This is a genomic window from Ktedonobacterales bacterium, assembly GCA_036557285.1.
GTDB lineage: Bacteria > Chloroflexota > Ktedonobacteria > Ktedonobacterales > DATBGS01 > DATBHW01.
In genome coordinates, this window is record DATBHW010000054.1 from 30,126 (window position 1) to 51,880 (window position 21,755).

23 protein-coding genes are annotated in these 21,755 nt (G+C 60.2%); 10 read left to right on the forward strand and 13 right to left on the reverse strand.

Features of this window, described 5'->3' with window-relative positions:
- Window positions 1–45 precede the first annotated feature (45 nt).
- Both VH599_15930 and VH599_15935 read right to left on the reverse strand, forming a co-directional pair.
- Window positions 46–870 carry a hypothetical protein gene (locus VH599_15930; GenBank protein ID HEY7349806.1) on the reverse strand — a complete coding sequence of 275 codons (825 nt, stop codon included), beginning with the start codon at window positions 868–870 and terminating at the stop codon, window positions 46–48.
- 118 nt (window positions 871–988) lie between these two features.
- The gene (locus VH599_15935) at window positions 989–1,453 is read right to left on the reverse strand and encodes a hypothetical protein (GenBank protein HEY7349807.1); all 465 of its coding nucleotides are present in this window, start codon (window positions 1,451–1,453) and stop codon (window positions 989–991) included.
- A gap of 537 nt (window positions 1,454–1,990) precedes the next feature.
- Between VH599_15935 and VH599_15940 the strand changes: the two genes are divergently transcribed.
- Together VH599_15940 and VH599_15945 are read left to right on the forward strand one after the other, a co-directional pair.
- Window positions 1,991–2,485 carry a hypothetical protein gene (locus VH599_15940; GenBank protein ID HEY7349808.1) on the forward strand — a complete coding sequence of 165 codons (495 nt, stop codon included), beginning with the start codon at window positions 1,991–1,993 and terminating at the stop codon, window positions 2,483–2,485.
- Between the two features lie 243 nt (window positions 2,486–2,728).
- Window positions 2,729–4,009 (forward strand): cytochrome P450, encoded by a 1,281-nt coding sequence (locus tag VH599_15945; GenBank protein HEY7349809.1) that lies wholly within the window; start codon window positions 2,729–2,731, stop codon window positions 4,007–4,009.
- Here the strand turns inward: VH599_15945 and VH599_15950 are convergent.
- From VH599_15950 to VH599_15960, 3 genes are all read right to left on the reverse strand, one after another.
- Window positions 4,006–5,328: a CBS domain-containing protein gene (locus VH599_15950; protein ID HEY7349810.1), complete on the reverse strand. Its 1,323-nt coding sequence runs from the start codon at window positions 5,326–5,328 to the stop codon at window positions 4,006–4,008. The genes VH599_15945 and VH599_15950 overlap by 4 nt on opposite strands.
- Before the next feature lie 56 nt (window positions 5,329–5,384).
- Window positions 5,385–7,142: a CTP synthase gene (locus VH599_15955; protein ID HEY7349811.1), complete on the reverse strand. Its 1,758-nt coding sequence runs from the start codon at window positions 7,140–7,142 to the stop codon at window positions 5,385–5,387.
- 244 nt (window positions 7,143–7,386) lie between these two features.
- A complete protein-coding gene (locus VH599_15960) occupies window positions 7,387–8,034 on the reverse strand; it encodes an MBL fold metallo-hydrolase (GenBank protein ID HEY7349812.1) in 648 nt (215 codons plus the stop codon).
- 231 nt (window positions 8,035–8,265) lie between these two features.
- Here VH599_15960 and VH599_15965 point away from each other — a divergent pair, with 231 nt between their 5' ends.
- The 3 genes from VH599_15965 to VH599_15975 all read left to right on the forward strand — a co-directional run bounded on the left by VH599_15965 (window position 8,266) and on the right by VH599_15975 (window position 10,525).
- Window positions 8,266–9,135, forward strand: a complete 870-nt coding sequence (locus tag VH599_15965) for an MOSC domain-containing protein (protein ID HEY7349813.1) — start codon at window positions 8,266–8,268, stop codon at window positions 9,133–9,135.
- Window positions 9,136–9,174: 39 nt separating this feature from the next.
- The gene (locus VH599_15970; GenBank protein HEY7349814.1) at window positions 9,175–9,462 is read left to right on the forward strand and encodes an antibiotic biosynthesis monooxygenase; all 288 of its coding nucleotides are present in this window, start codon (window positions 9,175–9,177) and stop codon (window positions 9,460–9,462) included.
- A gap of 283 nt (window positions 9,463–9,745) precedes the next feature.
- Window positions 9,746–10,525, forward strand: a complete 780-nt coding sequence (locus tag VH599_15975) for a response regulator (protein HEY7349815.1) — start codon at window positions 9,746–9,748, stop codon at window positions 10,523–10,525.
- A 77-nt stretch (window positions 10,526–10,602) separates the two neighbouring features.
- Here the strand turns inward: VH599_15975 and VH599_15980 are convergent, their stop codons facing one another.
- Genes VH599_15980 through VH599_15995 form a run of 4 tightly spaced genes read right to left on the reverse strand, consistent with a single transcriptional unit; the run spans window position 10,603 to window position 14,435 of the window.
- A complete protein-coding gene (locus tag VH599_15980; protein ID HEY7349816.1) occupies window positions 10,603–12,258 on the reverse strand; it encodes a serine/threonine-protein kinase in 1,656 nt (551 codons plus the stop codon).
- A 14-nt stretch (window positions 12,259–12,272) separates the two neighbouring features.
- Window positions 12,273–12,746: a redoxin domain-containing protein gene (locus VH599_15985; protein HEY7349817.1), complete on the reverse strand. Its 474-nt coding sequence runs from the start codon at window positions 12,744–12,746 to the stop codon at window positions 12,273–12,275.
- A 58-nt stretch (window positions 12,747–12,804) separates the two neighbouring features.
- Window positions 12,805–13,140: a 4a-hydroxytetrahydrobiopterin dehydratase gene (locus tag VH599_15990; GenBank protein ID HEY7349818.1), complete on the reverse strand. Its 336-nt coding sequence runs from the start codon at window positions 13,138–13,140 to the stop codon at window positions 12,805–12,807.
- Window positions 13,141–13,178: 38 nt separating this feature from the next.
- On the reverse strand, window positions 13,179–14,435 hold the full coding sequence (locus VH599_15995) for a class I SAM-dependent methyltransferase (GenBank protein HEY7349819.1): 1,257 nt from the start codon (window positions 14,433–14,435) through the stop codon (window positions 13,179–13,181).
- 395 nt (window positions 14,436–14,830) lie between these two features.
- Between VH599_15995 and VH599_16000 the strand changes: the two genes are divergently transcribed.
- Genes VH599_16000 through VH599_16010 form a run of 3 tightly spaced genes read left to right on the forward strand, consistent with a single transcriptional unit; the run spans window position 14,831 to window position 16,781 of the window.
- The gene (locus tag VH599_16000) at window positions 14,831–15,202 is read left to right on the forward strand and encodes a GntR family transcriptional regulator (GenBank protein ID HEY7349820.1); all 372 of its coding nucleotides are present in this window, start codon (window positions 14,831–14,833) and stop codon (window positions 15,200–15,202) included.
- Window positions 15,199–16,095 carry an ABC transporter ATP-binding protein gene (locus tag VH599_16005; GenBank protein HEY7349821.1) on the forward strand — a complete coding sequence of 299 codons (897 nt, stop codon included), beginning with the start codon at window positions 15,199–15,201 and terminating at the stop codon, window positions 16,093–16,095. Before VH599_16000 ends, VH599_16005 begins: the two co-directional genes overlap by 4 nt.
- On the forward strand, window positions 16,092–16,781 hold the full coding sequence (locus tag VH599_16010; protein ID HEY7349822.1) for a hypothetical protein: 690 nt from the start codon (window positions 16,092–16,094) through the stop codon (window positions 16,779–16,781). The genes VH599_16005 and VH599_16010 overlap by 4 nt, the downstream gene beginning before the upstream one ends.
- 102 nt (window positions 16,782–16,883) lie before the next feature.
- On the opposite strand, the gene VH599_16015 is transcribed toward VH599_16010, so the two are convergent.
- Window positions 16,884–17,138, reverse strand: a complete 255-nt coding sequence (locus VH599_16015) for a type II toxin-antitoxin system HicB family antitoxin (protein HEY7349823.1) — start codon at window positions 17,136–17,138, stop codon at window positions 16,884–16,886.
- A gap of 414 nt (window positions 17,139–17,552) precedes the next feature.
- On the opposite strand from VH599_16015, the gene VH599_16020 reads away from it, so the two are divergent.
- Together VH599_16020 and VH599_16025 are read left to right on the forward strand one after the other, a co-directional pair.
- The gene (locus tag VH599_16020; protein ID HEY7349824.1) at window positions 17,553–19,127 is read left to right on the forward strand and encodes a GH1 family beta-glucosidase; all 1,575 of its coding nucleotides are present in this window, start codon (window positions 17,553–17,555) and stop codon (window positions 19,125–19,127) included.
- A complete protein-coding gene (locus VH599_16025; GenBank protein HEY7349825.1) occupies window positions 19,124–20,098 on the forward strand; it encodes an NADPH:quinone oxidoreductase family protein in 975 nt (324 codons plus the stop codon). Before VH599_16020 ends, VH599_16025 begins: the two co-directional genes overlap by 4 nt.
- An 8-nt stretch (window positions 20,099–20,106) precedes the next feature.
- Here VH599_16025 and VH599_16030 read toward each other — a convergent pair whose 3' ends face one another.
- The 3 genes from VH599_16030 to VH599_16040 all read right to left on the reverse strand — a co-directional run bounded on the left by VH599_16030 (window position 20,107) and on the right by VH599_16040 (window position 21,705).
- Window positions 20,107–20,583, reverse strand: a complete 477-nt coding sequence (locus tag VH599_16030; protein ID HEY7349826.1) for a PaaI family thioesterase — start codon at window positions 20,581–20,583, stop codon at window positions 20,107–20,109.
- 45 nt (window positions 20,584–20,628) lie between these two features.
- Window positions 20,629–21,120, reverse strand: coding sequence for a hypothetical protein (locus tag VH599_16035; GenBank protein HEY7349827.1), 492 nt, complete (start codon window positions 21,118–21,120; stop codon window positions 20,629–20,631).
- A gap of 375 nt (window positions 21,121–21,495) precedes the next feature.
- Window positions 21,496–21,705: a TOBE domain-containing protein gene (locus VH599_16040; protein ID HEY7349828.1), complete on the reverse strand. Its 210-nt coding sequence runs from the start codon at window positions 21,703–21,705 to the stop codon at window positions 21,496–21,498.
- Between the last annotated feature and the right edge of the window lie 50 nt (window positions 21,706–21,755).

A 21,755-nucleotide genomic window follows, 5' to 3' on the forward strand; every position in this document is an offset into this window, starting at 1 on the left:
CGTATATTACCAGCATAGGCAGAACATGTTCCAGAGTCAGTACAGTCAGTGCGGCCAATCAGCGTCTTTTCTTTCGCCTTGCGGCTTCCAGAGGTCTGCTGCGGGCAATTCGCCCGTATCCTCTTTCATCAACCCTGCCTCAATCATCCAGGGTGGCGGTTTGAGCGGAGGCGACACAGGCGCCTCATGCAGAGGCGGCAAGGGTTCCCAGGTGTAGCCCTCTCCCAGCGTCGGCGCTGCTGCCTCTCCTGCTGCCGCTGGCGGCGCAGCGTGACGCGCAGGCAGCATCTGACGGAGTTGGTTCAGCCGCGCGCGAGCAGGTTTCTGAGGAGGCGGGGGAAACGCTGGCTGCTGAGGTTCACGAGCCGCGCGGCGGGTGAACAGCACAAGGAAGACGCTGAAGCCCAGCAGCGCCACCATCAGTATCCCCACTCCCCACCCCAGCAGCCAGCCAGGGGGAGCAGCACCTGCCTGAGTATCCCCGTCGCCTGGCCCGGAATGGCCTCCGCCAACTGTGACTGGACTCGCGGTTTCGGTAGGCGCGGCGGTAGGCGCGGTGGTTGGGGCGGCAGTCGGCTTCTCTGTCGGTATGGCCGTCGGACTGGGAGCCAGCGTCGCGGTTGGGGTGGGCGTTGGCCTTGGAGTGTGGGTGGGCTTCGGCTTGTGGGTTGGCCGTGCCTGGAGAGGAGAAGCATCGGCTGCCTGGCCCGCCCCGGCGCGCGAAGGGGCAGCAGAAACCCCCAGAGTGGAGAGGAGCAGCCCGAACATCACCAGGACCAGGGTGAGCAGAGTCACCCCTGCCAGAACGCCTCTTCTGTGCGCCAGCCCCCGGAAGCGGGTGGTCGTTCGTCGGCGGGTCAATTGCCTCATCCAATGCCTCCTTTGCTCCAGGGCGCTGGCCTCATGCGTACCGGCGCGCCGCTTGATACGACGCCCGCCGCATGGTGATTGTATTCTAGCGTATATACAACAGATCAGGCAACTATTGCTATCCCAGGTCATCCAGCGCCTGCTGGAAGACGGTCAGCGCGGCGCCAGGATCGCCCAGCTTCTCCATCAGCGCCAGATAGAGGCGGCGTAACTGCGCGCCCTGGGCTACCAGCAGCGTGTTGCGGGTCACGCGGCTGATGCTGCCCAGCGGCGCTTCGACAGTGCGCCGGGTTACTCCCAGTTCGGTGACGATGAGCCAATTGGTGATGTTGACTGTGGCCTTGAGCAAGCCGGTATCGCTGAGGCGGCGGCGGTGCGCGCTTTGCACTGCCAGCGGCGTTTGCTGACCGCTGAACAGCGGCGGGCGGCGCAGCCCCTTGATGAGAACACCGCGCAGCGGCTCCGGCATGTTACCAGTGAGCAGGCGCAGACCGTATTCGCGCCGCAGCGGATTGGAGAACGCGAAGCGCGCCGAGGGCGGGATGGACGGAGACGACGAAGACCGACCAGTGACCAGGGCCATGATAGATGCTCCTTTCGACTTCTTGAGCCAACAACTCAATACGCCGAAACGGCCCCCGCCTGATGCAAACGCTGACGCGAAGCTCGCCTTCGGGGGAGAGCACCATCTGCTCTCCCCGTCCGACAAGTGGCGCCCCAGCCTTTCGCAGGAAGGAGCCGCTGAGCAATCTTTCAACCGGGCACAATTTCCAGTGATAGAATGCCCCCAGCCCCATTCCTGGCCTTGCCAGGTCTGGGGTAATGACGTGGCGGTGTACAAATCACCGCCGCGTCATGCCGTTCCAGCCTTGCTCTTCCCAAGCCAACTGTTCCGAGCAAGGATAGTATACCTGCTTATCCAACCCCTGTCAAGCGGCGTAGGAAAGTGGGTTTCCACCAAAAAGCGGGGGCCACCTGTAGCGCCGCCTTCCAGGCGGCCAGCGTTGAGCCGCCTGGAAGGCGGCGCTACAAGTAACACACCTCGCTTGTCAACACTCCATATCTGGTGGAACCGGAAAGAGGTATACTATCTTCATCTGACTCGTCAAGGAGGCGACACATGGCCGATGAATCAACACCACAGCGGAAACAGGATAGTGAAGCAACCTTCTGGTGGGGCATAAGCCTTGTATTCTGCCCGGTCATTCTGAATGCAGCTTTACTGTATCTGGTCACAATGAACCCCTTTAGGGAGAGCCATACCACCCCTGGCTTTCTCAGTGATGAAGACTCGACCCTGATCTTCCTGCAATATCTCCTGGTCCTCTTCCTCCTGTTCTTCCTGGTTGGTCTGTGGCGCGGGAGGATTACCAGGAAGATGAGCGCTGCTGCGCAAATAAGCGCGCTTGGATGTGGTATCAGTGCGCTTTCTATCTTCATGCTGTCCTTTACCATGTATCCTGGTTTTGAAGCGGGTTTGAGCTTCCCTGTCGACGTCTTCGTTGAATGGGTATTTCTGGCGCTGCTCTCTCAATTGGTCGTGGGCATCGTCGGCGGCGTCTCAGGTGGGCTGCTTGGAAGCCGCTTCCTGCGTAGGCAGCCACGCCCAGTCTGAGCGATACGGCTGTGACGTTGGGCTTGTAGCGCCGCCGTCTCGGCGGCCAACGGTTCGCCTGAGCGAACGCGCACGTTGCGGGGCAACATCCATCCTGGCGCAGCGTTGAGCCGCCGAGACGGCGGCGCTACTGGCTGGCCGCCGAGACGGCGGCGCTACGTCACAATGCCTCGCGCTGGCCTCCAATGTGCAGGTAAGCCATTGTCCACCCGTCTTTCAGTTCATAGAAAGAAGGTTGAAGCGATGGCTCATAAGATCAAACTCTTCGCGCCTGCCATGCTGGCCGACCCATATCCAACCTATCAGCGGCTGCGAACAGAAGACCCTGTTCATTGGGAGGAGCCGCTGCGGGCCTGGGTTCTTACGCGCTACGACGACATTGATTACGCTTTGCATGAACCGCGCTTCGCGTCCAGGCTCGAAGACGCCTGGGCGCCTGCCGTCCCAAAAGGTTCAACCGGCGACAAGCGCGATGCGGACAGAGCGCAGCAGAGCCTTTATTCATTCGTGAACAACAGCCTGGTATTCTCTGATCCGCCGCAGCACACGCGCCTGCGGGCGCTGGTCAGCCAGGCGTTCACCCCGCGCGCGATAGAAGGGTCGCGGCCCCTGATCGAGAGGCTGGTGGATAGCTTTCTCGATGCCGCAGCCGACAACGGAACGATGGATATTGTACATGATCTGGCCTATCCGCTCCCCTTGATGGTCATTGGCGCTCTGCTGGGGGTGCAACTGGATGTATCTGATTGCGCGCAGTTGAAGCGTTGGTGCGACGATTTCTTGCTCCCCTTTGGCCGCGACCCGACGACTCTGACGGCTGACGAACGCCTGCATTCAAGGGAGGGCGCCGCCGCGCTGAGCGCCTTCGCGCACACGCTGGTCAAAGAGACACGCGCCAGGCCACGCGAGAATCTGCTTACTCTGCTGGTCGAAGCTGCCGAGGCGGGCGAGCGGCTGAACGAAGAAGAACTGTTCGCTACCATCGTTCTGTTCTTGATCGCCGGACACGAAAACCTGACCAGCTTGCTCTCAAATGGAACGCTGGCCCTGTTGCAGCAGCCCGATCAACTCAATCTGCTCAAGGGAGGCTCAGTGACCTGGGCGGATGCCATTCCCGAACTGATGCGCTACGTCAGCCCGAACCAGTTCATCCGGCGGCGCGCTCTGGCAGACATTTCCCTGCGGGACAAGACCATCCAGCAGGAACAGATGGTCTTGCTCATCCTGGCAGCCGCCAACCGCGATCCTGAGCGATTCCCCAATCCCGACGCGCTTGATGTCAGCCGCCCGCCCACCTGGAATCTCGCGCTGGGTCATGGCCCGCACTACTGCCTGGGAGCGCCGCTGGCTCAACTGGAGGCTGAGATCACCTTCGGCCAACTGTTCAAACGCTTCCCCGCGCTCGAACTGGCAACCGCTCGTTGGGAATACGAGAACAACTTCAACGTCCGCCTGCTCAAGTCGCTGCCAGTCGCCCTGCACGCAGCCCGCGCGCAGGAGTTACAAGGCGCTCCGGGGCGCTAATACATGCGGCGGGCGCGGCGGCGGCGATTGGGGGGCAGCAGCACATCCAGGGCGTCATCAACGGTGACAATTCCCTGGATGCAGCCCTGCTCGTCCAGCACCGGCAGGGCCAGCAGATCATACTTTGCCATCATCTCCGCCACCGTCTGAGGGTCGGCGTCGGGCTGCACGCTGATGAGGCTTGTCTCCATCCACTCGCGCAGCGGGCGCTCAGGGTCGGCGGCCAGCAGTTCCCAGAGCGAAGCCACCCCCAGCAGGCGCTGTTCTTCATCTTCACGAGTATCATCGGCCACGCAGTAGACATAGGCCACGCGCACGTCCTGGGTAATGGCAGCGCGCACGCGCAGCAGCGCCTCTTCCGCCATCCGGTCCTGCCCAACCAGCACGTAATCTGTCGTCATCATGCCGCCCGCCGAATCTTCAGGGTACGCCAGCAATTCCTGCACATCCTCGGATTCTTCGCGCTTCATCAGCCCCAGCAATTCCTGGGCGCGCTCTTCAGGCAGTTCGGCCAGCAGATCGGCGGCCTTGTCCGGCCCCATCTCCTCCAGAATGTCGGCGGCGCGAGAGCTAGCCATCCGCTCCAGCAGACGCAGTTGGTGATCGCGCTCGATCTCCTCCAGCGTCTCCGCCGCCGTCTCCGTATCCAGCGAAGCCAGCACGCGGCTGCCCTCTTCCTGGCTCAGATCGTGGAGAATATCGGCAATATCGGCAGGGTGCAACTGGGCCAGCGGCCCCGATTCCGTCGCTTGCGGAGCCGGAACTTCAACAGCAGCTTCCTGGGCGCGCGCCGGAAGCAGCCCCGTTTGTTCCCACAACAGCAGCGGCGCTGGGAAGCGGCGCGCCACTGCTTCATAGAGGCGCGCGGGCGCCAGCCAGCGCAGCAGGCCCAGGTTGGTGCAATCCAATCCGAGCAAACGCCAGTTTTCATCCAGCAGAATATCATTGACGCGCACCACCCGCTTGTGCGTCAGGTCCACCACCTGCTTATTCAAGACCTCAGCGGCCAGGCGCACATCATCTGGCCTGGGGCGATCAGATTCAAGATCGGCGCGCGGCACACGCAAGGGGATGTGATCATGCTCCACGCGGCCCACCTGGGCGGGCAGCACGCGCAGCAGATGTTCATCGGGCGTTTCAACAATCAGGGCCAGGGCTATCGGAGCAGCGCCAGCGGCCAGATTGGCAGCAGGCGCAGGGGCATGCTGGACCAGCGCCGCTACAGGGGTTGGCGGCGCGACCACGTCCACGAGCTTGCCCACGCGCTCGTTCCAGCTATCATCCACGCTGCTGTGCAGCAATTGGCTCAGGTATGGCATAGATGTTTCCTTGCAGCGCCGCTTTCCAGGCGGCGCTGCAAGCCCCTGCTGATGGATCAGGCGCCTGTGGTCAACGCCTGCTCGCCTCCCAACGATTGGGCTACCTCGATAGGCCCATGCTGAGCAGGCGCTGCGCTGTAGACATCGCTCTGCTCGGCGGGGCGTGCCTCGACCGCGCTGCCCCTCTCAGCCAGGCCCACCGACTTCGCGTGCTTCAGACACGCGCCCACAAACGCATGGAAGAGCGGATGCGGGCGCGTCGGGCGACTCCTGAATTCGGGATGGAACTGGGTCGCCACAAACCAGGGATGATCGGCCAGTTCAATAATTTCCACCAGACTATTATCCGCCGAGCGCCCACTGACGATCATACCCGCCTCTTCCAGACGGCGGCGATAGGTATTGTTGAACTCGTAGCGGTGGCGGTGGCGCTCAAACACAATCGGCTCGCCATACGCCTGCTGCGCCTTACTGCCATTGGTCAGGCAGCAGACCCAGTTGCCCAGGCGCATGGTTCCGCCCTTGTCAGAGATCTGGCGCTGATTCGGCATCAGATCAATCACGGGATTAGCCGTGTTCGGGTTGAACTCGGTGCTATTCACATCGTTCACGCCCATCAGTTCGCGGGCAAAGCCAATGACGGCCACCTGCAACCCCAAACACAGGCCCAGGTAGGGTATCTTTTCGTGGCGCGCATAGTTTGCCGCTTTAATCTTGCCCTCAATGCCCCGGCTGCCGAAGCCACCCGGCGCCACAATGCCATCCACTCCTTTGAGCATCTCGGCGAAGTTCGCGCCGCGCGTCTCCACATCTTCGGAGTTAATCCACTTGATACGCACATCCACGCCATGCGCCCACCCGGCGTGGCGCAGCGACTCGGCCACCGAAAGATAGGCGTCCTGCAACGCCACATATTTGCCAACCAGCCCCACATCAACCACCGGCTTTTCGCGCTTGATGCCCGCTACCAGTTCGCGCCACTCCGCCAGGTTCGGCTCGTGGCACTGCGCACCCAGCCGCAGCGTCTCCACCAGATACGTCCCCAGGCCGCGCTCTTCCAGCATCAGCGGCACTTCATAGATCGTCTCGGCGGTGGTCATCGGGATCACCGCGCGCTCATCAATATTACAGAATAACGCAATCTTTTCGCAGATTTCATCGCTGACCGGCACATCCGAGCGGCACAGAATCACATCGGGCTGAATGCCCACGCGCAGCAGTTCTTTGACGCTGTGCTGCGTCGGCTTGGTCTTGAGTTCTTTGGTTGCCCCCAGATAGGGCAGCAAGGTCACATGAATATAGAGAACTTCGTCGCGGCCCACATCTTTGCGCATCTGGCGAATGGCCTCCAGAAACGGCTCGCCTTCGATGTCGCCCACTGTGCCGCCGACCTCGACAATCACCACATCCGCGCCGCTCTGATGCGCCACATTATGAATGCGCTCTTTAATCTCATTGGTAATATGGGGGATCACCTGAATGGTTCCGCCAAGATACTCACCGCGCCGCTCTTTGCCAATCACCGCAGCGTAGACCTGGCCGGTGGTCACATTGCTGGCCTGGCTGGCGGGTTCATCCGTGAAACGCTCATAGTGTCCCAGGTCCAGATCAGTTTCAGCGCCATCTTCCGTGACAAACACTTCGCCGTGTTGATACGGTGACATCGTGCCGGGGTCCACATTGATATAAGGGTCCAGCTTCATAATGGCAACCCGCAATCCCCGGCTTTTCAGCAGGCGCCCAATCGAAGCGACACTGATCCCCTTCCCAACCGACGACGCGACCCCACCCGTCACAAAGAGAAACTTGGGCATAAGACGGCCCTCCTGACTGCTCCCGGCGCTTGTACGCCACACTCGCATGGTCTTGGTCCTCGCAATCCAATAAAATAAAATAAGGCAAGAGAAATTGACCTGAGCTATGCCTCATGGCTCTATATACGGACCACGCCGCCATCTCTAGCAGAAAACACTCCAAAAATACTATGCCTGCCGCCCGACAACACCTGCGTTTGCCGATCCCTGCACAAGAAGAAGGGGCCAGGAACCCTGGCCGGTCCTAGCCCCGATAGTTTAGCGTGATTACCTGCGGTTCGGCGGGGAGACTGCTCCGCGTCACCGCCAGTTTGGGTTGCGGTTCCGCCGCCTCCACTCCCATCTCTCGACAGAACTTTTCTAATGGGTCCAAACCCTCCACCTTGCCTTCGGTGGCTGGAGTCGCGTAGTGCATGGGGATCACAATCCTTGGATCAATCTGGCTGATGACCTCAGCCGCCTGCGCCGCGTTGATCGTATTTTTGCCGCCAACTGGCACGAGCAGAATATCAACATCGCTCATTTCTTCGCGCTGCTGATCGGTCAGCAAATGGCCCAGGTCGCCTAGGTGACAGACCGCGAGATCATCAATATGCATCAGATAGATGGTATTGCGGCCCAGCCGCTTGCCGCGCTCGGCATCGTGATAGGAGGCTACCGCCGTTACCAGCACATCCTGCACCTCATACTCGCCCGGCCCGCGCAAGACATACGGATCGCCGCCCACCGCCGCCACATTATTATGCCCAGGATGATCGTGGCTGATGGTGACAATCTGCGCGCTGATACGCCCCAATGTATAGCCAAGTTGGGGGCCAAAAGGATCGGTGATAACGGTCACTTCTTTGCCGCGCAACCGAAAACACGAATGGCCCAGCCAGGTCAGTTCCATAGCGTTCTGCGCTCCCCTCACAATGTCGGGCGGGGACAATTATACTGAATCGTCCCCGCCCTCGTGTGATTGTAACACAAAACTGCCTCTGAAACAAGCGCATCTATTGCCAATTCGTGGCGGTTGAGTTGGCAATTGCGCACAATCGGCGAAATCAGCGCCGCCACTGCTGACGATTGCCAGAGATGGTATGCTGGAAGAAATACGCGCGCTGAAGCGGGAGAGTCAAGCATGTCACAACCACCGGAAGAGTCTATGCCTGGGTCGGTGGCGGCCCTCTGGCGCTATCCTGTCAAATCAATGCTGGGCGAGCCGTTGGAGGCCGCCGAAGTGACGGCGCGCGGCGTGCTGGGAGATCGCGGCTATGCCTGCGTTGACCTGTTCACCGGCAAGGTCGCCAGCGCCAAGCATCCGCGCAAGTGGGGCCGACTCTTCGAGTGCCAGGCTGCCTACGTCGCGGAGCCACAACTTAACCAGCCTTTGCCCGCTGTGCGCATCACCCTCCCCAATGGAGTGTCTGTCCTCAGCAACCAGAGCGATCTGGCCCAGGCGCTTTCAGGGGCGCTTGGACGCGATGTCATCCTCATGGCATCACCGCCGCCAGACCCCAGCTATGAGGAGTACTGGCCGGACATCGAGGGCATGCCCTATCGAGAGGTGATTACCGAACAAGCTCTGGGCGGCGATACAATGCCTGGCCTGTTTTTTGATGGCGCGGTCATCCACCTGCTGACAACGGCCACGCTCAACCGGCTGCAAGCACTCTATCCAGAAGGGCGCTTTGCCCCCCAGCGTTTTCGCCCCAATATCGTGGTGCAAAGCGGGGGGGAAGAGCAGGGGTTCACAGAGAGCGCCTGGCTGGACCGCGCGCTCGCTCTTGGCGACGAGGTGCGCCTGGAAGTGATTGGTCCCTGCATTCGCTGCGTGATGACCACTCTGGCCCAAGGAGACCTGCCCGCCGATCCGGGCATCTTGCGCGCCGTCGCGCAACATAACCGGGTCGGCTTCCCAGGCTATGGCGCGCTGCCCTGCGTGGGCGTCTATGCCAGCGTGACGCGGGGCGGCGTCGTTCGTCGCGGCGATCTCGTCAGGTTTCTCTAAAAAAGCAGGAAGTTGTGGCTGATAAGAAAGGAAGAGGCGATGTACGCAGCGATTCGACGCGGCAAGGTCAAACTTGAGAAAGCCGATGAGGTGATTCAGCACATCAGAGAGAGCGTGCTTCCGCTTGTCAGGAAGACGCCAGGTTTTCTATCCTTGTATGCTGTGAGAATTGGCGAGGATGAGATTATAACGGTCAGCATTTTCGAGACTCAGGCCGGGGCCGACGAATCCAGCACAGTCGCCGCAGAGTGGGTGCGAACCCATATCGCGCCGCTGTTGGCCGGACCCCTGGACATCAGCAGCGGAGAGGTTGCCATCCACGCCTGACAGCAACGGAGGCTTATGCAGACAGGAAATGGGCTGTAACCTGGCTGGTTCATTGATGAAGAGACAAATCAGCCAGGACTTTTAGAGCAGCGCGAGAAGCACGCTTCTTCAAGAGCAAATCTTAACCTGTACTCAACCTGAAATGCCCCATTTCTCCACCTGGTCATGGTACATTGTCATTTAACAACGAACGATAAGGGCAGGATTGCGGAGGAGGCCAACGGGGTAGCGCCACGCCAGGAAGCTCTAATCAAGGTTCCCCGAAGAAAGGTTTGATGCCTTGATGCGTGTTCAGCCTCCGCACCCGCCACGCATCTTAGTCGCTGAACAAGACCAGAGCGTCGCAGAACTCCTTCTCGCGTTCCTGAATGGAGAGGGCTACAAACCTTCTCTGGCGCCTTCCCCGGAAAACGCCCTGAAACTGATTGATGAGCAAACATTTCATCTGGTGCTGACCGATCTCTTCATTGAAAACGCCCGCCGCCCATTCAGTCAAGTGCGGCGTCTGCTGCAACGCTGCCCGCCGACGCCGGTTGGTTTGATGACCGGCTGGCAGGTACCCTCGAAGGAAGTCGAACGCCAGGGCTTCGCTTTTCTGCTCCAGAAACCTTTCGACCTTGATCTCGTGTTGGCCGAGATTACCACCTGCCTTCACCCCACCCTCACCCCTGAGCAAGAACAGCAAGCGCAGGTATTGGAGCATTTGATCGAGGCGACACAGGACAGAAACCTGGAAACGCTGGGGCGGCTGCTCACCGAAGACATCACCTATTACCCCCCCAGGGCGCTGCCCGCAAGCGCCAGAAGGGTAAAGGGGCTGGAGGCGCTGCTCGCCTATGTGCAGGCGGCCTTTGCCCGCTATGAGAATGTCTTGTTTGACGAGTTCATGTTCTACCCGCGCGCTAAAGGGTGGGCGATGCGTTACTGCTCACACTGGCCCGCCTCCGATGGCTCCCAGCAAAACCTGACAGGTGCGCTCCTGTTCCATTTCCGTGGGGAACGGGTTTACCAGATTGGCATCCAGTGGAATGATGAGCGGCTGCGGACCCTGCTGGGAATATAATGGCCGACGCCTTCGATCAGATACAGCCCTTCCCACCTGGGAAAAGCGCGGGAAGCTGGTAGGCAGCGCAAGCAGCCCTACCGGCGGCGAATCGCCTGCGTCAGCGATGCCCCCCAGGCAGCCAGGAAGAGGAGAATGGGGACAAAGAAGCCGTGTCCAAAGACGCTCTCTACGGCGTCTATCTGAGGCGAAGTAATCCAGATAATCACAGGAACCAGCCCCAACAGCGGCAAGAACAACAAGAGGGCATAGGTCACGCCGCGCCTCACGAATCCCAGCCAGTTGACAATGGGCAGGATGATCAGAAGCAGCGCGGCAATGGGAATCAAGGTGAGCAGCACATCCAGGCTCAGGCTCTGCTGTGACACAACATCTCCATAGCCTGGAACAAAGATAGGTACCTGTTCTTCACCGTTGGGATACAGGACCGTCAAAACCATTGTCGCCAGCACCCCCAGGCCACAGAGCAGGGCGATCAATCCCGCCAGCACGACCCGCCGACGCCGGGCAGGCGGTTGTTTCGGCGCAGCCGGAGGAGCCAGTGGCGTCACCGCAAACGCTTGCGCGCCGCTGAAACCACCCTGAGCCACTTGCGGAGGCGGCGGGATGGCAGCGGCGGCTGGCACAGGCGCGACCCAGGGAGCAGGGGGCGCATACTGGGGCGGAGGGGGGCCAATGACTGTTGCAGCAGGAGGCATGGCCGCTGGAGGCATCTGGACTGGCACGAAGGCCACTGGAGGCGGGGCCACCGGCATAGGCGCAGCAGCGACGGGCTGGGGCGCTGCCGGAAGGGGCGCCAGAGGCACAGCGGCGTCTTTTGTCTTTTTCCCTTTCCGTTTGCCGCTGGTTGACGCGGCCACCGGTTGAGAAGCCGTTCCGTTGGCGTTGAGGCTAAACGTTCGCCCGCCAGGCAGGTCCAGCATCAATTCGCGCACAGATTGATAGCGTTCTTCTGGCTTCTGACGCATGGCCCGCATCACCGTCTGCTCAGTCTGGCGTGAAACCCTGGAGTGCACCTGGCGAACATCGGGCAGCCGCGCCACACCAGAGGCAATATCGGGCGATTCTGGCGGGCAGATACCCGTCAGCAAGTGATAGAGTGTAGCGCCCAGCGCATAAATGTCAGAGCGCACATCGGTGCCGCCGCGTGTATATTGTTCCAGAGGCGAATAGCCGCCAGAGACCGCTCGCGCCGCGCGGGTAGTCTTGCGCGCCCCACCTGATTGCAGCATCTTGGCGATGCCAAAATCAACCAGCCAGGGGCGGCCATCTTTGCTCACAATAATATTGCCCGGCTTGATGTCGCGGTGAATGATAGGCCGCTTCTGACCATGCAGATAGGCCACCGCATCGCAGATAGGAAGCACCCACGTCAGCACCTGATCTTCCGGCAGCGGCCCCATGCGGTCCACGCGATCTTCCAGATTTTCTCCGGCCACATAGGCCATCACAAAATAGGGGCGGCCATTCCAATCAAACTGCTCCGCCACACGCGGCAGGTTGGGATGCTCCAGCGTCATCAACCACTTCGCCTCGCGGGTAAACTGCCGCTGCTCCGAGATGGTCGAACTCAGGCTTTCTTTGAGGGCATACTGATTCCCCGGAAAGACGATCTCGTCTTCCACCAGATAGACATTTCCATAGCCGCCATAGCCTAGCAGCTTCTTAACGCGAAAGCGATCCCTCACCAGCGTCCCTAGAGATAGCGCCACTGGTGTCTGATTGATCGCCATAGTTTAAGCCCCCCTTACGCTGGCTCGGCAAGCAAGGCTTCGATTGCCCGCCGCGTCTGCTCGTAACTCCCTTCACCAACATGAGTATAACGGATAAGCCCGCGCTTGTCCACCAGATATAAGGTGGGCCAGAAGCGATTGCGATAAGCCCGCCAGGCGTCAAAGTCATTATCCAGTATCACCGGATATTGAATACCGTATTGCTGGACAGCGGCCTGGACATTGGACAGTTCGCGTTCGTGGCGAAACTCCGGCGTATGCACGCCAACAATCACCAGCCCGCGCGCGGCATAGGCGTGATGCCACTGCATCAGGGCGGGCAAAACACGTTGGCAGTTGATACAATCAAACGTCCAGAACTCCACCAGCGTCACTCGCCCGCGCAAATCAACCAGCCGGAAAGGCTGGCAGTTCACCCAGTCCGTCGGCTCCAGTTCCGGCGCTGCCGTTCCTACGCCAACGCTCGGCTGCCTGTTAGAAGGTTGCAAGCGTATCACCTCCAGCCTTTCCGGCTGGCGCATACATTGTTTCAACTGCCAGCCGTGTTTACTGCGGCAACAATTGGTTGATCTTGGCGGCCAGAATAAAATCGTTCTCCGACAACCCCTTGATGGAATGGGTGTAGAGTTCAATCCGCACCTGATTCCATGAATGGATAGTCAGGTCGGGGTGATGCCCCTCCTGCTCGGCCAGATCCCCTATCTTATTAACGAGCGCCAGCGCCTCTTTGAAATTGGCTAGTTTGATGTTGCGGGTCAGCTTGCCCTCTGCATCTGTTGTCCAGCCGGGAACCTGTTGCATCATCGTCTGTACCTCCTCGGTTCGCAGAGGTGGCGTGTCGCCTCGGCAGGGTACACAACGCCGGGATGCCAACTCTGTCATACTGATCTCCTTGCTCACCTGGGAACGATCCCACACGCCTAGTGCGTGGGCTTCGAGCGCCCGCGCTGGCCGGTGGTATGACGACCAGATGACGCCGAAGGAGCATTCTGCACCCCCTGTGCCGGGGCTGATCCCGATGCCCCCGGCGACGGGAGCGCGGGCAAGGCCGCTGGCGCGCTGGCAGAAGGGCTGGCTGGCTTCGCCTGCGATACGCCTTTCGTCTCAGGTAAGACGACTGTGGCAGGCGACGCTGCGGGCATGCTGGCTGCCACCGAGGAAGCACCGGCGGATGATGCTCCCACAGGCGCTGGCGCTGGCACTTTAGCCGGTTGCCTGGCCGCTGGCGCCGGAAGAGCCACCTGGGGCTTCGCTGCGGGCAGCGGGTGGGCGATAAAGACCATCTGTTTGCTCTGCGCGGTCAGCTTATCCCGCGCAAACGAGCCATAGACGGCTTCTAGCTGTAGCCCGGCAGCGCGCAGCAGCAGCGCCATCTCCGGGCAGGTGACATAACTGCCCTCAAACGGCGCTGCGATCTGGCGCGCGTGACCCGCGTGGTCCCAGATCTCATATTCATATTCTCCGCGCAGCTTTTGCCAGATGGGGTCCACTTCCAGGCTTTGATAGCAGTTGACCAGTTCGTTCGTGCGCGGGTTATAGACGGCCTTCATAAAGCGCCGCTCGACCTTCAAGGCTTCCCAGCGCGGCGGCTGCACCATCACCACAAATTTGCCGGTTGGCTCCAGATGTTCCACGACACAGCGCAGGCATTTCTCCATTTCATTGAGATCGCGCAGTTCTTGCAGCACATTAAACGGAGCCAGAACCAGGCGGAACTTACGCCCTCCCAACGAAAAATTCGTGATATCGCCTTCCACCCACTCCACATGGAGTTTAGCCGAAAGCTGCTCGGCCTTCATTTTGGCGCGCTGCAACATCAGCCGCGAGGTCTCCAGACCCGTCACCACCAGTCCCGTGCGCGCCAGCGGCAGCGTCACACGCCCGGTCCCCGAGCCAAGTTCCAACACTGGCCCACCCACCTGGCGGGCCATCTCCACACAGAAGCGAATATCGTCGGTAACATCCGCTGTGCGCAGATCATACAGTTCCGGCGCTTCCACCGGCTGCTCTGGTCCCACAGGCTTTCGATTGCGCCGCACCCACCAGCGCGCCAGCAGCATTGCCGCCAGCACGACGATCAAGACGACCACGACGCCTATCCCTATAAGCGCCAGAGTCTGCTGCTGGGAAGTCAACGATAGAAGGACTACAACAAGGTTCAGCAGCGCCAGATACATGGCATCGCCTCCTTTGTCTGGATCTCAAGCCCGCGCAGACGGCAAGTAGCTCCTTTTATACCAGTATAGCAGAGGCCGCTCGTCTCTGGCAAGTGGCGTCGCAGATGTGTTCTCCCAGGAGCAAGAGCCGTTTTGTTGCGCAGCGCCGCTTTTGCTGAGGCCCCGGCGCGCGGGCAGTTACATTTTCACTGTCAGTTTATGGATATCTCGATCTTGTTTATTGAATAGCAACCAGGATGCCAACTGGTTTGCTGCCTTCTCGCTGGGAACTACGCGGCCTTGTTCCTGGTGAGTTGATGAACATATTCACTGTTTTGGATTTCTGGTCTTGACAAACTGGTTTGTTTCATGTATAGTTACCTACATGAGTAGTTAACCATATTGGTGGTGAAGAAATGGGACAGTTGATTGATGACAGCCGCCCGATCTTCGTGCAGATTGCCGAGCGGATCGAAAACGACATCATTGAAGGGCAACTGCCTGAAGAATCGCAGGTTCCCTCGACCCATCAGTTCGTGGCCTTTTACCAGATCAATCCGGCGACGGCGGCAAAAGGCGTGAACCTGTTGGTGGACCAGGGCATTTTGTACAAAAAGCGAGGGCTTGGGATGTTTGTAGCGCCAGGCGCGCGCGCCACGCTGCTGGCGAAGCGCAGAGAACAGTTTTTCGAGCAGTATGTCGCAACGATGATTCGGGAGGCGGAAAAGCTGGGGATCACCGAGGAAGAATTGACAGAAATGATTCGGAGAGGGGCCAAGGTACGATGAACAACGTTGTCGAAGTCCATCGGCTGACAAAATCGTATGGAAACGTCACGGCGGTCAATGACATAAGTTTTTTTATGGAAGCAGGGAAGATTTATGGGCTGCTGGGGAGAAACGGCGCTGGCAAAACAACGATCATGCAGATCCTCACGGCGCAGATCTTCGCCACCAGCGGCGAAGTCCAGGTGTTTGGGGAAGCGCCCTATGAGAACAGCCGCGTGCTGAGCCAGGTCTGCTTCGTCAAGGAAAACCAGAGGTTTCCCAATAACTTTCGCGTGATTGACGTGCTGGAGCAGGCGGCCCTGTTTTTGCCCCAGTGGGACCGACAGTTTGCCTTCACGTTGATCGAAGATTTCCGCTTGCCGCTGAAACGGAAAATCAAGGCGTTGTCCAGAGGCATGCTCTCCTCGGTGGGCATCGTTGTCGGCCTTGCCAGCCGCGCTCCGCTGACCATCTTCGACGAGCCGTATCTGGGCCTCGATGCCGTAGCCAGGAACCTGTTTTATGAGCGACTGATCGAGGATTACGCGGAGCATCCGCGCACGATCATCCTGTCAACGCACCTGATTGACGAGGTGAGCCGGTTGTTGGAACACATCATCGTCATAGACCAGGGCAGGCTGATTCTCGATGAAGAAGCCGACGCCCTGCGCGGACGAGCGTTTACCGTCATCGGCGCGGCGTCGAAGGTCGAGACCTACACCGCAGGCAAAGCCATGCTTGGACGGGAGCCGCTGGGCGATCTGGTTTCGGCGACCGTCATGGGCAATGGTGACAAAGGAGAGCGCAAGCAAGCCGAAGCCCTCGGCCTGGAACTCGCTCCAGTCTCTATGCAGCAGTTGATCGTCCATCTGACGAGCGAAAAATCTGAAAGAAAGGCAGCGGAAGTCCGATGAACCGCATCGCAAGTGTCATGACTATGTACTCCAGAGACAGGTTTTCCTGGTTTCTCCTCCCCTGGATTATTGTGGGGAGTTCCTTCGCCATCAATGTGTTCATTGCCCTGCTTCTTGGCGGCAAAACACCGATCTATACCGGCGGGCTGTCCTCCATCTATGTCTTCATGATGGTCGTGGGAGCCATCACAGTGGCCGGAACGTTTCCCTTTGCCGTTGGCTTCGGCGTGCGCCGAAAGGATTACTTCCTGGGCACGATAGCAATGGCCGTCGCAACCAGCGCCGCCTGGGCGATCCTGATCTGGCTGCTTTCGCTCATTGAGGGCAACCTGATACCAAACTGGGGCGTGGACCTCCACTTTTTCCACCTGCCCTATGTGAGTGATGGCCCGCTTTACGCGCAGCTCTGGACCTTCTTTGCCGTCATGGTCCTCATGTACTTTCTCGGATTCCTACCGGCCAGCGTCTACCAGCGTTTTGGCCGCACCGGCATGTATACGCTCTTCGGCCTGTCCGGTCTGCTCCTCAGCGTCCTTTCGCTGGTCAACACCTATTGGAACTGGTGGGGACCGATCTTGGACTGGTTTGGTCAGCAATCCGCAGCCATGCTCGGCCTGTGGACGGTTCCGGTGATTGCCGTCTGTATTCTCGCGTCGTATGCACTGCTGCGCAAGGCGACGATTTAACGAGCCAGAGATACTCCATCTGCTTGCAGCGCCGCCTGGAAGATACCGTTGTCCGGCGGCGCTGCGATTTGCTTCCGGGGATGGTGGCGCTGCAAATGAGGGCTAGGCGTGCCAGGGGCAGAGGGCGGTACTGATGATCGGCGTGTTGCCTTCGATGGCGGGCAGATCGAGATTATCCGCGAGGCGCAGGCGCATCCAGCCCTCCAACACCTCGCGCAGTTCTTCGCGGCACGCCTCAAGCGTTGGCGCGTTGGCCCAAACACCTTGAAAGCCTGGAATCTTGCCATAGAAGGTGCCATCGGACAAGACTTCATAGGTTGCCCGACGCATCGCTGCGCGAATATAGTCAGTCAACATGAGAGACTCTTCCTTTCATCTATACCGCTTGCCATCTATACTGTTTGCGCCAATGTGGCTCTGTATTTCCTCTTTACCTTGATTGCATTGTAGCATACTGAGCAGCCTTCCTGCTTATGAAAAAAGGAGTCCACCAAACATGCGGTGTTGGCAGGCAAGGCGTGTCACTTGTAGCGCCGCCTTCCAGGCGGCTCAACGCTGGCCTGTTGGTACGCTGGCCTGGAGGGCGCACGCGCACACCGACGAATCGTTGGCCGCCAGGATGGCGGCGCTACAAGTGGCCCCCGATAGTTGGTGGAACCTGGAAAAAAAACAGAGACTTTCCCGCCCATGCGCTTTGCCTGGTATAATAGCAGAGACAATGGGAACGTATCAGCCCGCATCAGTTGAGCGTCCTGGCGGCGGGAGGAGTCCATGAGAGAACGACTGACGATACAGGATATTGCGCGTCTCGCCGGAGTTTCGACGGCTACTGTCTCGCGGGTGCTGAATCAGAAGCCCGACGTGGACCCGCTCACACGCGAGCGCATCGCGCGCATCATGGACGAACACGGCTTTGTACCCGATTTCTCAGCTATGCGGCTTGCCGGTAATCAAGGGCGGAAAAGCCGCGCGGCTGGCCCGGTCTTTCCCGCCAGTTTCCTGTGGGGCGCGGCCACGTCGGCCTACCAGATTGAAGGCGCGGCTCACGAAGATGGGCGCGGCCTCTCCATCTGGGACACCTTTGCCCAGGAGCCAGGGACCATACACGGGGGCGAAACCGGCGCGATTGCTGCCGATCATTATCACCACATGCTCGAAGACGTGGCGCTGATGGCCCAGCTTAACCTCAACGCCTATCGCTTCTCCCTCTCCTGGCCGCGCGTCCTGCCCGAAGGCCGGGGCGCGATCAACGAGCGTGGCCTCGATTTCTATGATCGCCTGGTTGACGCGCTGCTGGCGCGCGGCATCGCTCCGGTAGCGACCCTCTACCATTGGGATTTGCCGCTGGCGCTGCACGATCAAGGCGGCTGGCCGAAACGCAAGACCGCCTTCGCGTTCGCCGACTATGCGGAGATCGCTGCCCGGCGGCTGGGAGATCGTATCGCCTGGTGGATCACCCTGAACGAACCCTGGTGTTCCGCCTACCTCGGCTATGGGCTGGGCGTCCACGCGCCAGGCATCCAGCAGCCGCAATCTGCGATAGATGCCGCCCATCACCTGCTGCTGGCGCACGGTTTAGCGGTTCCACGCATCCGGTCCCACGCGCGCGCCGATGCCCAGGTCGGTATCACCCTCAATCTCACGCCCATCTTTGCCGCCGACGACCGCGCCGAAACCTGGCAGGGCGTTGAGCGCGCGGATGTGCTGCATAACCGCTGGCTGCTCGATCCGCTTTTCCACGCGCGCTACCCCGAACGGCTGTTTGCCGACCTTGCCGCCGCGCCCCCGCCGCTTGAAAGCGAGGATATGGCCCTGATCTCAACCCCGCTCGATTTTTTGGGCGTCAACTACTATTCGCGCGCGCTCATCCGCGCGCCGGGGCGCGCGCGGGGACACAGACCTTCTGCTGAAGCCTACGAATACGTCTCCCCGGTCCCTGAAGCCAGCTACACGCAGATGGCCTGGGAGATTTATCCGCCAGGCTTAGCCGAGGCGCTGAGGCGAGTTCACCGCGACTACGCGCCCAGGCTCATCCTGGTTACTGAGAACGGGGCCGCCTTCGACGACCAGTGGGATGGTAGAAACCATATCCCCGATAAGCGGCGCGTACACTATCTGAGCGAGCACATTCATGTTCTGGAGGAATCGCTGCGGCAAGAGATTCCGCTTGGTGGGTATTTCGCCTGGTCGCTTATGGACAACTTCGAGTGGGTTGATGGCTACAGCCAGCGGTACGGGCTGGTGTACGTTGATTACCTCACCCAGCGCCGCATCATCAAGGAGAGCGGGCGCTGGTATGCAGCCTTCATCGCAGCACAAAAACAGCGGGAGGAGAGTGTTTCATGAAAGCCGTGTTGTGTAAAGCCTATGGTCCCCCGGAAAGCCTGGTGATCGAAGAAGTCGAGCCGCTCAAGCCAGGCAGAGGCCAGGCGGTGGTGAGCGTCAAAGCGTGCGGAGTCAACTTCCCCGACACACTGATTATCCAGGGTCTCTATCAGTTCAAGCCGCCCCTGCCTTTCGCCCCAGGGGGCGAGGTGGCGGGCGTCGTCAAAGAGGTCGGCGCGGGCGTCGAAAACGTCAAGCCTGGCGACCGGGTAATTGCCTTTACGGCGTATGGCGGCTTTGCCGAAGAAGTGGTGGCCGAGGCCGCCGCGCTGATCCCTATGCCCGCTGAGATGGATTTCGCCACCGCTTCGGCTTTTGTGATGACCTATGGCACCGACATCCACGCGCTGAAGGACCGGGCAAAGCTTCAGCCCGGCGAAACCCTGCTGGTGCTGGGCGCGGCGGGCGGCATCGGGCTGGCTGCGGTCGAAATTGGCAAGACGCTGGGCGCGAAGGTGATCGCCGCCGCCTCCACCGAAGAGAAGTTGGCGATCTGCCGCCAGCATGGCGCTGACGACACCATCAACTACAGCAGCGAAGACCTGAAAGAGCGTGTCAAGGCGCTGACCAATGGGCAGGGCGTTGATGTGATTGTGGACCCCGTTGGCGGCGCGTATTCCGAGCCTGCGCTGCGCGGCATGGCCTGGAATGGCCGCTTCCTGGTGATCGGCTTCACCGCAGGCGAGATACCGCGCATTCCGCTCAACCTGACGCTGCTCAAGGGCTGCGCCATCCTTGGCGTCTTCTGGGGCAGCTTTGCCGCCCGCGATCCTCAGCACAACCAGGAAAACCTGCGCGAACTGCTGGGCTGGCTCCAGGCGGGCAAGCTCAGGCCGCGCATCTCGGCCAGGTATCCGCTGGAACGCGCCGCCGACGCGCTCAACGACATCATGCAGCGCAAGGTGACGGGCAAAGCCGTCCTGGTCGTATAGGGGAAGCCTCATCCGCCCGCGCCTGGTTTCGCCCGCAAGCGCACCATCACCGCCTCCGCGCGCACGCAGGTTTGCCCCTGGACGGTAAGGACGCAGGTGAGGCGGATCTTATTCCTGGTCTGGTGAGAAATCACCGCGCGCAGCAGCAGCGGCTCCGTGATCGGCGTCGGGCGCAGATACGAGATTTGCAGCGCCGCCGTGACAAACGCGATCAGGGGCGGCGTGTTCATCGCCCGATTTTCTGCGCGATAGGCCGCCGCAGTGGCGGTGCAGGCAGAATGGCAATCAATGATGGTGGCAAGGATGCCACCATTCACGATGCCAGGCCACGCCTGATGATAGGGCTGCGGCTGCCACGTGCAGATGCCATCACCGTCGTCCCAGTAGCTCTTGATCTGCAAGCCATGCTCATTCTGGCTCCCACAGCCCCAGCAATGATAAAAGCCCGCTTCGGCAAGCTCGTCTTGAAACGCTCGTGGCTCCAAAAGCGCCTCCTTCATTTTTGTCGGTATTGTACTGCATTGCTCTTTTCACGCGCCCACTTCGGAGATCAGGCTGTTCAGCGCGCGGTGCAGTTCGTCTTGCGCCACCGCGCCGATGCGCTCGCGCAGGTGCGCGTAAAGCTGGCCGAGCCGCTGACATTGCAGCGCCAGCAGCTTCTGCCATTCATCGGCCCCCAGCAGGCTGGGCGGCGTCTCCAGCACCTCCAGCGCCAGTGCCGCCTCAGTGCGCAAGAACTGCCGCGTGTCAACCAGCGCGTAGCAGTGCAAGAGGTTCGCAAAGAAACGCGGTTTGCGTACATAGCGGGCCAGGTGTGGGCGCGCCTGCCAGAAAAACAGGGACTCAGGCGGTAAGCTGCGGCGCATCCGCAAGCGCCGCCCGACAGCCTCGGTCAGCAGACGGCGCACCATCCGCTGGGCGGGAACATCCAGGCCGGTAGGCGAATCGGGGAGCGCGGGCCAGGCAGCATCCAGGCGCTGCCAGGGGATGAGGGAAACGTCAGAAGCGGCGGACAGAACCATAGAAGAACCTCTCTTTCGTCTGCATGAAACGCAATGTTCAGACAGCCGAAGCGGCTGCTCCCCGGTCCTGGCAGGTCGAGGCTAAAGGGTGTGGGAGGGCGCGCAGCCAGCGCCCGCGCGCCGACGCGCCCTCTCCGCACATCCACAGCCGTCGAGACCTCGCCAATCTCCAGGAAACAGCCGCTGAGAGGTTCTGCCATCAAATGGTAGAATATCCCAGCCCCATTCCTGGCGATTTGCAGGATTGGGGGGAGTGGCCCGTCTGATGTTCTCGACATCACCGGGCCATACCGTCTCGATGCTGAACACAGTATAACTGCTCCTGGTTGCCGCTGTCAAGGGATAGAGCGAGCGCGAGGACTTTCTGGCTGGCTTCTATGCTTTGCCGATCATTACCTCAGTTGATTTGATGATAGCAATAACCTGATCGCCTGCCTGAAGCCTCAGCGACTCGGCGGAACCGCGCGTGATGGCGGAAACGATCTCCTGCCCATCGGGCAGCGCAACCACCACCTCGGCCATCACCGTACCCAGCTTGACGCTTTTTACCTTGCCCTGCAACTGATTGCGAGCGCTTATCTGCATGTGAATACTCCTTTCTCCAGCGAGAGCGCGGTTGCGTCAGCCTCCTGTTG